This is a genomic window from Brevibacterium renqingii, from assembly GCF_017808095.1.
GTDB lineage: Bacteria > Actinomycetota > Actinomycetes > Actinomycetales > Brevibacteriaceae > Brevibacterium > Brevibacterium renqingii.
In genome coordinates, this window is record NZ_JADBHG010000001.1 from 298,648 (window position 1) to 311,804 (window position 13,157).

Consider the following 13,157-nt stretch of genomic DNA (forward strand, 5'->3'; position numbering starts at 1 on the left):
GTTCAGCCGGCTTTCTTCGCCGGCTGCGCGAACACGTTCGTCGGGAATGCACCCGACTGCGCGATGACCTTGACGAGCGTGCGGGTGGGTGAGAGCAGGGATTCGATGTGCTCGTCGTCGAGGACCGACCAGGCCGCGGCCACGGTGCCGTCGGTCAGCAGCTCCACCTGCTCCTTGAGCTCGCGCCCGGCCTCGGTGATCGTCGGCAGGTCGAATCCGCGTTCGTCCTTGTCGACGGTGATGAGGCCGGCCTCGGCGAGCCCGGACTGCGCGGTCTGCCATTCCTCGTCGGTGTAGCCGCGGGTCTTCTGCGCCGCCCGCGGTCGGAAGCCTGTCCCGGCGGCGACGTCGAGCATGAGGGCGTCGATGCCGGGCACTCCGGCGGTGACGAGGGAGGCGACGTGTCCGTCGCCGCGGAACTCGCGCGCAATGGTCGCGCAGTCCCACAGCTTCTCGAAGGCGGTGTTCGGCCGATGTCGGCCGATCGTGTCGGCGGTGGCCGCTGCCAGGGTGCGGCCGGCGAAGTCCATCGCGGCGAGGACCGGCTCGATGGTCTCGGTCACCTGTGTGGCCGCCTCGGTGAGCAGCGCGATGTCATCGCGGTCGCCGAAGAGTTCGTGCATGTAGGCGGCCACTGCGTCGAAGCGGGCCCGGACCATCTCCTCCGGAGTCACCTTCTCCCACAGGCCGGGCAGCAGATCGGCGATGAAGTTCGGGGAGTAGTTGTAATAGGCGGCGCTGACGACTCCCGGTTCCACTCGCCCCAATGGAGCGGTGCGGGCGACCAGATTGCCTTCGACTCCGGGCTCGAGGCCGTGTTCGGCGTAGACGGCGCCGACCGTCGAGGAGAAGTACATCGCCGCATGGATCGAGTTGAGCCGGGCGGAGACCGTTCGGATGCTCTGTGTGCGCTGGGATTCCATGTCGTCATCCTATGGTCAGCATCGCTGCGGGTAAACGGTTCGTTGCTGCGGTCGGCAATTAGCGCAGTCCCATGCTCTCTTAATCGGTTCACCGCGACAGCGGCCGGCGCGCGCAGCCCGCCGCGGCGGCTCCCGACGGTCGGACCCGGGCGCAGGTGTTTGCTCTGCACCGGCCCGGTGCTACCGTCTGAGCACGGAGTGCCGGAGGATCGTCTCGCCCGCGATGTCGAGCGGACCGAAACGCGACCTGCACAACCGCAATGTCCGGCTTGGAGGTCAGATGAAGATCGCACTGTTCGCCACTTGCATCGTCGATGCGATGTACCCCGAGGTTGCGCAGGCGACCGTGACCGTCCTCCGTCGGCTGGGCCACGAGGTCATCTTCCCCCTGGGCCAGTCCTGCTGCGGGCAGATGCACATCAACTCCGGCAAGTTCGCCCAGGCCGAACCCGTCATCGCCAATCACGTTCGGGCCTTCACCAACACCGAATGGGACGCCGCGGTCGCCCCCTCGGCCTCCTGCGTGGCCTCCCTGGGGCACCAGCAGCCGTTGATCGCCCGCCGCATGGGCAATGAGGCCCTCGCCGAGGCGGCCGCCGAGGTGTCCGAGCGCACCTATGAGCTCACCCAGTTCCTCACCGACGTCCTCGGCGTCACCGATGCCGCGGCCGACCTCGGATCCTATTTTCCGCATCGGGTGACCTACCATCCCTCGTGTCACGGCATGCGCCTGCTCCGCCTCGGCGACCGGCAGTCCTCCCTCGTCCGGTCCGTCGAAGGCATCGACCTGGTCGAACTGCCATTGGCCGATTCCTGCTGCGGCTTCGGCGGCACCTTCTCCGTGAAGAACCCGGAGGTCTCGTCCGCGATGCTCGCCGACAAGGTCCGCACCATTCAGGCCACCGCCGCCGATGTGTGCACAGGCGGCGACGCCTCGTGTCTGCTGCACATCGGCGGCGGGATCTCCCGCTTCGAGCGGACGGGCCGTTTCGAAGGCGCGCCCGACATCACTGCCGTCCACGTCAAGGAGACGAGCTCGACCACGGTCGGCAACGAGGGATCCGAGCACCTCACCGCGGTGGTCGGAGCCGATGACGACGACCATCGCACCCCGGGCGAGGACGGCAGCGCGCCCGTCGAGCCCAGCCGTGTGCAGGCCGGCTTCCGAGTCGGTCAGGCCACCGTGCACCTCGCGCGGATCCTCGCATCGACGAAGGAGGACCCGCTCCGGGTCCCGAGTGAAGGAGCAGCAGTGAGCGGAGGGAGCCTGCGATGACTTTCCTGGGAATGCCGCTGCTTCCGCCGAAGCGTCGGCAGCAGACCGATCTTCCGGGCGGACAGGGCAACATCATCGAGCCGGAGTCCTTCCCGGACGTCTCGCATCAGCATCTGTCGAATCAGCAGCTGCGCAACAACATCGGGCATGCCACTTCGACGATCCGTGAGAAGCGGGCCGACGTGGTCGCTGAACTCGATGACTGGGAGGCACTGCGCGAGGCCGGGGCTCGCACGAAGAACGAGGTGATGGCCAACCTGCCCGAATACCTCACGCAGTTCGAAGAGGCCTTCACCGCCGCCGGCGGCATCGTCCACTGGGCCCGGGACGCCGATGAGGCCAACGCCATCGTCACCGATCTCGTCGCAGACAACGCTCCGGTGCTGGAGAACGGCCGTCGCGAGGTCATCAAGGTCAAGTCGATGGCCACGCAGGAGATCGGTCTCAACGAACATCTCGAGACCGCAGGCATCGACGCTTTCGAGACGGATCTCGCCGAACTCATCGTCCAACTCGGCGAGGACAAGCCCAGCCACATCCTCGTCCCCGCCATCCATCGCAATCGCGACGAGATCCGCGACATCTTCATGGACAAGATGCCCGACGCAGGACAGCTGACCAATGAGCCCGCCGTCCTCGCCGAGGCGGCGCGCAGACACCTGCGGCACAAGTTCCTCACCACGAAGGTCGCGATCTCCGGAGCGAACTTCGGCATCGCGGAGACCGGCTCGCTCGGCGTCGTCGAATCCGAAGGCAACGGGCGCATGTGCCTGACCCTGCCGGAGACGCTCATCACCGTCATGGGCATCGAGAAGCTGCTGCCCCGCTTCGCCGACCTCGAGGTCTTCCTCCAGCTGCTGCCGCGTTCGTCGACCGGTGAGCGGATGAATCCCTACACATCGTTCTGGACGGGGAGGGCCGAGGGCGACGGGCCCCAGAACGTCCATCTCGTCCTCCTCGACAACGGCCGCACCCGGGCGCTGGCCGATGAGCACGGCCGCACCGCACTCAACTGCATCCGCTGCTCGGCGTGCATGAACGTCTGCCCCGTCTACGAACGCACCGGCGGACACGCCTACGGCTCGACCTATCCGGGCCCCATCGGCGCGATCCTCTCGCCCCTGCTGACCGGGGTGGAGGAGCAGGGCAACGGCTCCCTCCCCTACGCCTCGAGTCTGTGCGGCGCCTGCTATGACGTGTGCCCGGTGAAGATCAACATCCCCGAGATCCTCGTCCACCTCAGGGGCGAGGACGTCCAGGCCAATCACTCCCCCGTGTCCTCGCAGCTCGATGCCGCCCTCACCGGCGCGTCGTGGATGATGAGCGACGGGAAGCGGATGACCGCGACGGAGAAGGGCCTGCCCCTGGCGCATGCGGTCACCCGCGGCGAGCAGATCAACGCCCTGCCCGGCATCGCCGGGGCCTGGACGTCGAGTCGCGACATCCCGGCTCTGCCGAACAAGAGCTTCCGTCAGCTGTGGGCCGAAGAGGAAGGCGAGAAATGACCAGCACCGCTCGCGAGGAGATCCTCGCCCGCATCAACGAGGCTCTCGGTCGTCGCGGCGGCGGGGACTATGTGTCCTCGACTGCCCGAACGCCCGCTTCGGCGGGGTCCGCAGGTGCGGCAGGTTCTGCAGGTGCGGCAGGTTCTGCAGGTGCGGCAGACGAATCCGGTTCAGCCGCCTCGGCGAGCCAGGCGAGCGCAACGGCCGCCGATGTCGGGTACCGCCACGAGGGCACGCATACGGGTGAGGAACTCGTCGATCTGCTCATCGACCGTCTGGTCGACTACAAAGCGAACGTTCATCGCGCCACGGGCGATCCCGCTGAGACGATCGCGCAGCTGATCGAGGCCCATGATTCGGTCGTCGTCCCCCACGGTCTGGAGACCTCCTGGCTGTCAGGGTTCGACGGTGAGGTCCGCGTCGACGCCCCGGGCGAGGAGCTCACCGTCGACGAGCTCGACGCACAGGGGGCGGTGGTGACCGCCTCGGCGGTGGCGATCGCCCAGACGGGAACGATCGTCTTAGACGGCTCGCAGGTGTGCGGGCGCCGGGCGGTCACTCTCGTGCCCGACCACCATGTGTGCATCGTCCGCGTGGCCGATATCGTCGACATCGTGCCCGAGGGGATCTCCCGGCTCGACGCACGCGACCCGCTGACGTTCATCTCCGGGCCCTCGGCCACGAGCGACATCGAACTCAGCCGAGTCGAAGGAGTGCACGGTCCGCGCACCCTCGATGTCGTGATCCTGAACGAGTGAGTGTCGAATCTGCGGGACAATGGAGTCCATGACCACGGCCAGAACTCTCGAATACCCGCAGAAGCAGCCTCGGCGGAGGTCGCGCAGGACGACGGTCCTCGTCTCCGCGATCGTCATCGTCATCACCCTCATCATCGGGGTGATCGCGGCCGATCGCATCGTCGACTACACCACCGAGCAGCGCATCGCCGACGGGCTGCAGGACTACGGCGAGGCCGACGTCTCCGTCGAGGGCTTCCCCGTGCTCACCCAGTTGGCCGCCGGGAAGCTCGAGACGGTGCACATCACGGCGGCGGAGGCGACCTACGACGACGTGGACTTCACCGACGTCGACGCACGCCTCTACGACGTCCCGACCGACACCTCCCGACCGATCGGCACCGTCGACGCCACCGCGGTGCTCCCCCACTCCACGCTCGATGCGCTCGCGGCCGAGCATGCCTCCCTGCCCGAGGGGATGACGTTCACGACCGTCGACGGCGAGCTCTTCCTCAAGGGCTCGCTGCTGGGCCAGGACCTGCTCATCGGCATCGAGCCGACGGCCGAGGGCCGACGCGCCGTCGTCGATGCGACCACGATCCGGCTCGGCTCGGCGAAGGTCGATGTGGGATCGCTGCCGGGCTTCCTCACCTCGGAGATCTCCGATATCGTCATCGACCTCGATTTCCTGCCCGCCGGTCTCGAACTCACCGACATCACCGCCACCGAGGCGGGACTGTCCGTGCGCCTGCACGGTTCCGGGGTGACGCTGGACTGAGGCCAGGTCAGCTCAGCGATGCTCGCCCGGTTCGCGGGTTCGCTCGTCACCGCCGCGCTCGCTACAGTCGTACTCGGCACCCGAAGCCGGCACCGACGCCGGCTGACCAGACCCTGAAAGGCTCGACGATGAGCATCATCTCACCGGTCCGCGAACGCTTCGCGACCGAACTCGGAGAACTCGCCGCCCTCACCGACTCCTCGAGACCGGGCTGGACCCGCCGGGCGCTGAGCGAAGAGGACGTCGCCGGGCGCGACTATGCTCGCACCCTGATGAAGCAGGCCGGTCTCGAGACCCGGATCGACGGGGCCGGCAACGTCATCGGCCTCCTGCGCGGTCGCCTCGGCGGGCGCGAGATCATGCTCGGCTCGCACACGGACACCGTCGACGGCGGCGGTCGGTTCGACGGGATCACCGGTGTTCTCGGAGCGATCGAGGTCGTGCGGCTGCTGCGCGAGAACGACGTCCGTCTCGACCACGATCTCGTCATCGTCGTGTTCTTCAACGAGGAGCCCAATGACTTCGGCCTCTTCTGTGTGGGGTCTCGGGCGATGACCGGACTCGTCGACCGTTCGACCCTGGCCGCAGTCGATCCCACTGGTCGCACTCTGGCCGAAGCCCTTCCCGAGTCCGCGATCGATCCCGAGGCGTTCCTGAACGCCCGCTACGATTTCGCTCGGGTCACCGCGTTCCTCGAACTCCACATCGAACAGGGTCCCGAGCTCGAACGCGCCGGAAGGCAGATCGGCGTGGTCGAGACGATCACCGGGATCAACCACTTCCGCGCGCTCTTCACCGGACGGCAGGACCATGCCGGGACCACCCCGATGGACGTCCGCGCCGACGCGGGCTGCGCCGCCGCCGGCACCGTGCTGGCGGTCGAGTCGATCGCAGGTTCGGGTGAGAACACGCGTGGCACCTGCGGACAGATCAGCTTCACGCCCGAGGCCGTCAACGTCGTGTCCCAGAATGCCGTCGTCGAGGGAGAGTTCCGCGGTCCCGAAGGGTCGTGGCTCCACGAAGCGCAACGTCGGCTGACTGATGCCGCCGCTGCCGAGGCGAGCCGGCGCGGTGTCTCGGTCGAGGTCGAATGGACCACCGACGACGCGCCGGTCCCACTGCATGAGCCGGTCACATCGACGATCGCCTCCGTCGCCGACGATCTCGGCCTCAGCAGGGCGACGATGTTCTCCGGAGCCGGCCACGATGCCGGAATCATCGCCGCGAAGACCCGGGTCGGGATGGTCTTCGTCCCCTCGGTCGACGGACGCAGCCACTGTCCTGAGGAGTTCACCGATCTCGACGACATCATGCCCGGCGTCTCCGTGCTGCTCGAGACCGTGCTGCGCGTCGATCGGTGGTACGCCGGCTGACAGCCGCAGGTGGGCGTCCTCACAGCTGGGGAGCCGCCGTGCGCGCGGGCGATGTGTGAGAATGGCAGTCGGCCGAAACGGCGGTCGATGAACGTCAGTCACATGCAGGAGGTGCCATGCGATCGCCCATCCCGGATTTCCTCGATGAGACGCTCGACCGTTTCCGCCCCGACCGGTCCGGGGAGAACGCGGACTACATCCCGGATCTGGCCGCGGCCGATTCGGAGAAGCTGGCGATCTGCATCTCGACCCTCGACGGCATCGAATACACCTCCGGCGACGCCGATCACGAGTTCTCCATCCAATCGATGTCGAAGCCCTTCATCTACGGGCTCGCCCTCGAACAGGAGGGACTGGCCGGAGTCCTCGAGAAGGTCGGCGTCGAACCCAGCGGTGAGAAGTTCAACGAACTCTCCCTCGACAAGATGTCGGGGCGACCGCTCAACCCGATGATCAATGCCGGGGCCATGACCATCCACTCCATCCTCGGCGAGCCCGGTGCCGGCCTGCCCGAACGCACCGAGCTCGTCCGTGCCGGACTGTCCCGGTTCGCCGGCCGGGAGCTGACGATCGACGAAGACGTCGCCGACGGCGAATGGCGCGAGGCCTACCGCAATGTCGCGATCGCGAACATGCTCCGGTCCTACGACATCTTCTTCGACGACCCCGACGAGGTCGTCCGCGGCTATATCGAACAGTGCTCTGTCCTCGTCACCGTCAAGGACCTCGCGATCATGGCCGCGACGTTGGCCGGCGGCGGAATCAATCCCCTCACCGGAGAACACGTGCTCTCCCCACGAGTCAACCGCCAGGTGCTCGCAGTGATGATGACCTGCGGCATGTACGATGCCGCCGGCGACTGGATGACGGAGATCGGGATCCCGGCCAAGAGCGGGGTCTCCGGCGGTGTCTTCGGTGTCATGCCCGGTCAGGTCGGCATCGCCACGTTCTCCCCGCGCCTGGACAAGCACGGCACGAGCGTACGCGGGGCGAAGATCTTCCAGGATCTGTCGAACCGTCTGAGCCTGCACATCATGGATGCGCCGGAACCTGCGCGCTCAATCATCCGCCGCGACCGCCGCTTCGTCGACGGACAGGGCAAGATGGTCCGCATCTGCAGTCTCCAGGGCCTCATCCAGTGGAGCGGTTCGGAGAACGTCATCCGCGCCATGGACGAACCGGAATCGCACACCGACACCTTCGTGCTCGACCTGCGGCGGGTCAATGAGGTCAACTCCGTGGCCAGGACCATGCTCACCGAGGCGCTGTCCCGGCTCGAGGAAGACGGTATGCGCGTCGTGCTCATGGACCCGGACGACATGATGCAGTGCAAGGGTCCGAACTCGGCGCTGCCGGGCGTGACGATCCTCGACTCGCTCAAATCCGTCAAGGGACTCAAACGCATCCGCGACGACCGCCGCAGGGAGATGGCCGAACGCTCTCGGTGAATCCGGGCCCTGATGTGCAGCGAACTCGTGTGATGGGACGGGCCGATGCGAAGCCAGGCGAAGAAGCCGGGCGAAGGGGTCTCGCTGGTTCAGGAAACGCGCCTGATAAGGTGAGGCTCACCGAACCACAGCGCCGAGGCGGCTCGCCCGTCCCCGACGCGGCCGCTCGCGCGTGGAAGCGACCCCTTGCAGAAAGGCCGTTGATGACGACCGCACCGAACACTCCCACCCGCAGCGCACGCCCTGCCCGCGCGCAGGCCATCCTGACCGTTCTCGAGGTCACCGAGCTCAGCCCGCGCCTCGTCCGGATCCGCCTCGGCGGCAGTGAGACCTTCGACAACATCACGGCGAACGAGTCGACCGACAAGTACGTCAAGCTCCTCTTCGCCGATCCCGCTCACGGGCTCGCGCCGCCCTATGATCTGACCGAACTGCGGGAGCAGGCTCCGGAGAAGCTGCCGAGCAGACGCACGTACACGGTGCGCGAGATCGATCTTGAAGAGAAGTGGCTGAGCATCGACTTCGTCATCCACGACGATGAGGGGGTCGCCGGCCCCTGGGCGAAAGACGCCCGCCCGGGCGACACACTCGTCCTGTCCGGTGCCGGAGGGAAGTATGCGCCCTCGGCGGAGTCGGACTGGCACCTGCTCATCGCCGATCATTCCGCTCTTCCTGCGGTCAGTTCCGCACTGGAGGCGATGCCCGAGGACGCCCGCGGCCTCGTCGTGGCCCATGTCGCCGCAGCGGATCGGGTGCTACCTGCCCCGCCCGCCGGCGTCGAGGTGAAGTGGGTGGATTCGGATGAGGACCTCATCGCCGCGGTGCGCGAACTCGAGTGGTCGGCCGGTATGCCGCAGGTCTTCGCCCACGGCGAGCGCGAGACCATCAAATCCATCAGGAAGATCCTCAAGGAGCGTGAGGTCCCCAGAGAGTCGCTGTCGATCTCCGCGTATTGGGCGCGGGGCCGCGCAGAGGACCAGTTCCAGGCCGAGAAACGCGAACCCATCGGCAAGATCGACTGAATCGCGGAAAGTCGAGCGCTGTGCGCTCGGCGCGAGCCGCGATCCGGTGGGCGGTCGAGGCGGGAACTCAGTCCAGCTCGAGGCTCTCGACGACTTCAGCGACCTTGCGCTTCGCGGCCTCGTCGAGTCCGCGCACCGGCAGCGGCAGACTGTCGGACCCGATGAGGCCGAGGTGCTCGGCGATGGCCGCGGTCACCCGCAGGCTGCCGCCGAATTCGGCGAACAGGTCCCACAGCGGTTGGAGTTCGGCGGAGAGTTCACGGGCCTGCTCGGCATTGCCGAGCTCAGCGGCGCGAGTGATCTCGAGCAGCGGCTCGGGCACGGTTCCGCCGACGGCCGTGTACCAGGCGTCGCAGCCGGCGATGAGTCCGTCGGCACCGAAGGCGTCGCCGGAGATGCCGATCATCATCTCGTTGCCGACGGCGGCACGGATCTCGCCGATGCGCTCGTCCCAGCCCGCGGGTGAGAGCGGATGGCCTGGGATCTTGATCGAGGCCACTCCGTCGAGTGCGGCCAGGCGCGCGTAGAGCTCGGTGGTGAAGGTGAAGTGCGTGGTGCCCGGATTGTCGTAGACGACGATCGGCAGTTCGGTGGACTCGGCGACTGTGCGGAAGAGTTCGAACACCTCGTCGTCGGTCAGGGGCTGGTAGCTGACGGGGGCGAGGAGGAGTCCGTTCGCACCCGCGGCCTCGGCGGAGCGGGCATTGGCGAGCACGTCCCTGGTGCGCAGCGCTCCGATGCCGACGATGACGGGGAGGTCGAGCGCGGAGTCGACGGTCAGCTGCGCAACACGGGCGCGTTCATCCCGGTCGAGGTAGGCATAGGAGCCGGTGGACCCGAGAGCCGTGATCGAATCGACTCCGGCGAGGACGAGACGTTCGATGAGGCCGGTGTAGGCGTCCTCGTCGATGCCCTCGTCCCGCAGAGGGGTGAGCGGGAAGGCGCTGAGGCCGGTGAACAGGGAGTCGTCGTATGAGGTCATCGTTCGTCCTTCACGGTAGGGGTCGAGCTGTCGAGGTAGTGGTCGAGCGTGAGGAACTCCGGCTGCGCGGAGGCATCCATGACCGTCGCGGCTCCGACGCGGTTGGCCGCACGCAATGCCTCTTCGCCGGGCAGTCCCGAGCGCAGGCCGATGGTCAGGGCAGCGCAGAAGGCGTCGCCGGCACCGACGGTGCTCACCGGCTTCCGTGCCAGTGCCTCGGCGAAGCCGATCTGCTCACCGTGGGCCAGCAGGGCCGAACCGCGGTCCCCGTAGGTCACGGCCACGAGCCTCGCTTCCTGAAGCTGCGGCAGCAGGGAGTACTCGGTCTCATTGACGATGATGAGATCGGCGCGGTCGACCACCTCGGCGGGCAGAGGCAGGGCCGGGGCGGCGTTGATGACGAGGTGACCGGGCACGCGGGCGGCGAGTTCGGTGATGAGGTCCATGGAGATCTCGAGCTGCGTGAGCACGGTCTCGTCCTCGCCGAACTCGATCCCATCGAGGCTGACCTCGGCATTCGCACCTTCGCACACCGCGATCTGGTTCTCCCCGGCGGAGTCGACCATGATGAGAGCGGTCCCGGTCTCGGCGGTCGCCTCGGCGATGTCGTCGACGAGGACTCCGGCAGCTCGCAGCGCCTGCCTCATCTCCTGGCCTTCGGCGTCGCGGCCAACGGCGCCGACCATCCGGGTACGGGCGCCGAGCCGGGCGGCCGCCGCGGCCTGGTTCGCGCCCTTGCCGCCGGGCGAGCGCGAGAGCCGACCCCCGCCGACGGTCTCGCCAGCGGCCGGAAGGCGGTCGGTGGTGGCGGTGATGTCGGCGTTGATGCTGCCAACGACCGTGAGTGCGCAGGCGATGGTCATAGACACCATTATCCCGGGTTGACCCGCCGGCGACCGGGCAGCGAATCGGTGAGTCGGCATGAGGAAAGCCCCGTGATCCACTCATTCGGACGGATCACGGGGCTTCCGGTTCGGGGTGAGTAACGGGACTTGAACCCGCGACATCCGCGACCACAACGCGGCGCTCTACCAGCTGAGCTATACCCACCACATGCGCTGCACCACAGGTGCAGACAGCAAGATATATCTTAACCTCACCCGCCACACCCGGGCAAACCGGATCCGCCCGTCGCGCACAATGAGACACAGATCTCACGTGCAACGATTCAGTAGCGATGTATAACGGTTTCGGAAAAGCGGTAGGAGCCGTCCTCGATATTCATTAGGATAAGTTCGGCCCTGTCCTCGTCACCTCTCAAGGAATCCTGTACATGACTCGTGCGTTGATCTCCGTCTCCGATGACGGGTTCACCTACATCTCCCTCAATGGGGCGACGAGTCGCTATTCCGACACCGGACAGGCCATCGCCTACCTCGGCGACTATGCGCGGGAGACCGCGACTCCCTTGACCGTGACGATCGACGACGGCACGAAGAAGACCGAAGTCTTCCTCGACGAGAACGGAAAGCTCGGCACCGCCGCGGCACACGCAGGCAACGAACCAGTTGCGGATACAGAAGCCGACGCGACGGATTCCGCCGAGAAGACTGCACCACACACCGGCGCCGAGGCGGCCGACCCCGCCGCGGGGTCGGCCGCAGCCGCGGAGAGTGCGGAGAGTGCGGAGACGGGCTCTGATCCTTCCCGCGATTATGAAGGGATGGCTGGTGAGGGCGCAGCGGCTTCCTCGTCAGCAGCCGAAGGCACGCCCGAGGGATCGGGCGGCTCGTCCGACCCCTCAGGCGCAGGCGGTGACGGCTATCCGCTCGGCACCCCGTTCTCGGGCCCCGCCGCTCCCGCCGCACCGAAGGTGAAGAAGACTCGCGTACGCAAGCACTCCTCGCGCAGCCGACCGCAGAGACTGAAGAAGATCACGGTCCCAGGGCTTGTGCTCATCGGTCTCGCGATCCTCATGATCGGAGCGTTCGTCGTTCCGAACATCGTGCCCGTCGACACCTCGGAGGCGCCGCAGACGATCGGCTCCGAGCAGCAGATCAACCCGGCCTCCGAACTCTCCGTCGACAAAACCAGCGATGTGGTGCCGAGCTACGACAACTCCCCCACCTGGGAGACCGAGGTGCCCAAGCGGGCGTCGGTGACCGCCTCGGACCGCGGCGTCCTCCTCGTGTACAAGAAGAAGCTCGAGGTCCTCGACCCCGACACCGGCAAGACCCGTTATAAGACCAAGATCGACGAGGCCCCGACCTTCGCCGTCGACACCGTCATCGACGGCCGGCCGGCTCTGCTCTGGCAGGCGGGCGACACCGCCGAGGCGCTCTTCGACGGGGAGAAGAAGCCGAAGTCCTATCAGCTGCCCGAGAAGGCACGCATCACCTCGGCGGGCAAGAGCGTGCTCATCAAATCCGGCAATCAGCTCTCGACCTTCGGAACCGACGGGCTGGAGAACGTGCCGACCCCGAAGCCGGGCTCGACGCCGATGGCGATCGAGAACGACGAGCTCTACAGTTCCGACTGGAACGGCCCGGTCAAGGCCAAGAACGTCGAGACCGGCGAGGAGCGCAGCATCGACCTCGAGCGTCCCGCCGACAACCTGCAGATCATCGACTGGATCTCCGCCGGGCACGGAAAGGCCATCACCCTGTGGGGCGAACAGGGTGCGTCGACGAATTCGGGCCACCGGATCCAGCTCGTCGTCCACTCCCTCGAGGACGGATCCATCCTCTCGACCGTGACCACGACGACCGACATCGTCGGCGAGAAGTCCTGGGTGCGCGGCCAGGCAGGCGAGCGCGCCTACATCGGCCCCTACCTCTTCGACCTGCAGTCCGGTCTGCTGCTCATGGACGTCTCGAGCCGCGACATCCACCTCTCGGAGCCGCGCGGGACGATCGTCCCGTGCACCATGGATACGAACACCTCCTGCCTGCTCGCCGGCAAACACGCTTTCAAGACCGACACCGATCTCCTCGCGGTCGTCGACGGGGGCGAATCGGCTCTGGTGATGGGAGACGACTCCACTGTGCGGGCGTATCCGAAGAAGTCCGACTCCCACGACCGCTGAGCCGAACGCCACGACGAAACATCACCGAGGTTTTAACACATCCGGTCGAGACATTAAGATGGGACCGATGTGCCTGAACGTCATGTCC

General features: G+C 66.9%; 11 protein-coding genes and 1 tRNA gene. 8 read left to right on the forward strand and 4 right to left on the reverse strand.

What is annotated here, in order from left to right:
• Nucleotides 1–2: 2 nt before the first annotated feature.
• Nucleotides 3–923, reverse strand: a complete 921-nt coding sequence (locus tag IIE29_RS01350) for an SCO6745 family protein (protein ID WP_209323394.1) — start codon at nucleotides 921–923, stop codon at nucleotides 3–5.
• 280 nt (nucleotides 924–1,203) lie between these two features.
• On the opposite strand from IIE29_RS01350, the gene IIE29_RS01355 reads away from it, so the two are divergent.
• The 7 genes from IIE29_RS01355 to IIE29_RS01385 all read left to right on the forward strand — a co-directional run bounded on the left by IIE29_RS01355 (nucleotide 1,204) and on the right by IIE29_RS01385 (nucleotide 9,062).
• Nucleotides 1,204–2,199: a (Fe-S)-binding protein gene (locus IIE29_RS01355; RefSeq protein WP_209323395.1), complete on the forward strand. Its 996-nt coding sequence runs from the start codon at nucleotides 1,204–1,206 to the stop codon at nucleotides 2,197–2,199.
• Nucleotides 2,196–3,704, forward strand: a complete 1,509-nt coding sequence (locus tag IIE29_RS01360) for a lactate utilization protein B (RefSeq protein ID WP_425491427.1) — start codon at nucleotides 2,196–2,198, stop codon at nucleotides 3,702–3,704. The genes IIE29_RS01355 and IIE29_RS01360 overlap by 4 nt, the downstream gene beginning before the upstream one ends.
• Nucleotides 3,701–4,462, forward strand: a complete 762-nt coding sequence (locus IIE29_RS01365; RefSeq protein WP_209323396.1) for a LutC/YkgG family protein — start codon at nucleotides 3,701–3,703, stop codon at nucleotides 4,460–4,462. The genes IIE29_RS01360 and IIE29_RS01365 overlap by 4 nt, the downstream gene beginning before the upstream one ends.
• A 28-nt stretch (nucleotides 4,463–4,490) precedes the next feature.
• Nucleotides 4,491–5,219 (forward strand): LmeA family phospholipid-binding protein, encoded by a 729-nt coding sequence (locus IIE29_RS01370; protein ID WP_209323397.1) that lies wholly within the window; start codon nucleotides 4,491–4,493, stop codon nucleotides 5,217–5,219.
• Between the two features lie 128 nt (nucleotides 5,220–5,347).
• Entirely contained in the window at nucleotides 5,348–6,592 is a 1,245-nt protein-coding gene (locus IIE29_RS01375; RefSeq protein ID WP_209323398.1) for a M20 family metallo-hydrolase, read from the forward strand.
• A 116-nt stretch (nucleotides 6,593–6,708) separates the two neighbouring features.
• Nucleotides 6,709–8,040, forward strand: a complete 1,332-nt coding sequence (locus tag IIE29_RS01380; protein ID WP_209323399.1) for a glutaminase — start codon at nucleotides 6,709–6,711, stop codon at nucleotides 8,038–8,040.
• A 203-nt stretch (nucleotides 8,041–8,243) separates the two neighbouring features.
• Nucleotides 8,244–9,062 (forward strand): siderophore-interacting protein, encoded by an 819-nt coding sequence (locus IIE29_RS01385; RefSeq protein ID WP_209323400.1) that lies wholly within the window; start codon nucleotides 8,244–8,246, stop codon nucleotides 9,060–9,062.
• Nucleotides 9,063–9,129: 67 nt separating this feature from the next.
• On the opposite strand, the gene IIE29_RS01390 is transcribed toward IIE29_RS01385, so the two are convergent.
• The 3 genes from IIE29_RS01390 to IIE29_RS01400 form a co-directional block, all read right to left on the reverse strand.
• Complete coding sequence (locus IIE29_RS01390) at nucleotides 9,130–10,044, reverse strand: dihydrodipicolinate synthase family protein (protein WP_209323401.1); 915 nt, start codon at nucleotides 10,042–10,044, stop codon at nucleotides 9,130–9,132.
• Nucleotides 10,041–10,907: a ribokinase gene (locus IIE29_RS01395; protein ID WP_209323402.1), complete on the reverse strand. Its 867-nt coding sequence runs from the start codon at nucleotides 10,905–10,907 to the stop codon at nucleotides 10,041–10,043. Before IIE29_RS01395 ends, IIE29_RS01390 begins: the two co-directional genes overlap by 4 nt.
• 114 nt (nucleotides 10,908–11,021) lie before the next feature.
• Nucleotides 11,022–11,094, reverse strand: a tRNA-His gene (locus IIE29_RS01400).
• A gap of 223 nt (nucleotides 11,095–11,317) precedes the next feature.
• On the opposite strand from IIE29_RS01400, the gene IIE29_RS01405 reads away from it, so the two are divergent.
• Nucleotides 11,318–13,069, forward strand: a complete 1,752-nt coding sequence (locus tag IIE29_RS01405) for a hypothetical protein (protein WP_209323403.1) — start codon at nucleotides 11,318–11,320, stop codon at nucleotides 13,067–13,069.
• Nucleotides 13,070–13,157 lie beyond the last annotated feature (88 nt).

Excerpts from the sequence above, each read along its gene's own strand:
- IIE29_RS01350 (WP_209323394.1), bottom strand. The coding sequence starts at position 923 with ATGGAATCCCAGCGCACACAGAGCATCCGAACGGTCTCCGCCCGGCTC.
- IIE29_RS01355 (WP_209323395.1), top strand. The coding sequence starts at position 1,204 with ATGAAGATCGCACTGTTCGCCACTTGCATCGTCGATGCGATGTACCCC.
- IIE29_RS01360 (WP_425491427.1), top strand. The coding sequence starts at position 2,196 with ATGACTTTCCTGGGAATGCCGCTGCTTCCGCCGAAGCGTCGGCAGCAG.
- IIE29_RS01365 (WP_209323396.1), top strand. The coding sequence starts at position 3,701 with ATGACCAGCACCGCTCGCGAGGAGATCCTCGCCCGCATCAACGAGGCT.
- IIE29_RS01370 (WP_209323397.1), top strand. The coding sequence starts at position 4,491 with ATGACCACGGCCAGAACTCTCGAATACCCGCAGAAGCAGCCTCGGCGG.
- IIE29_RS01375 (WP_209323398.1), top strand. The coding sequence starts at position 5,348 with ATGAGCATCATCTCACCGGTCCGCGAACGCTTCGCGACCGAACTCGGA.
- IIE29_RS01380 (WP_209323399.1), top strand. The coding sequence starts at position 6,709 with ATGCGATCGCCCATCCCGGATTTCCTCGATGAGACGCTCGACCGTTTC.
- IIE29_RS01385 (WP_209323400.1), top strand. The coding sequence starts at position 8,244 with ATGACGACCGCACCGAACACTCCCACCCGCAGCGCACGCCCTGCCCGC.
- IIE29_RS01390 (WP_209323401.1), bottom strand. The coding sequence starts at position 10,044 with ATGACCTCATACGACGACTCCCTGTTCACCGGCCTCAGCGCCTTCCCG.
- IIE29_RS01395 (WP_209323402.1), bottom strand. The coding sequence starts at position 10,907 with ATGACCATCGCCTGCGCACTCACGGTCGTTGGCAGCATCAACGCCGAC.
- IIE29_RS01405 (WP_209323403.1), top strand. The coding sequence starts at position 11,318 with ATGACTCGTGCGTTGATCTCCGTCTCCGATGACGGGTTCACCTACATC.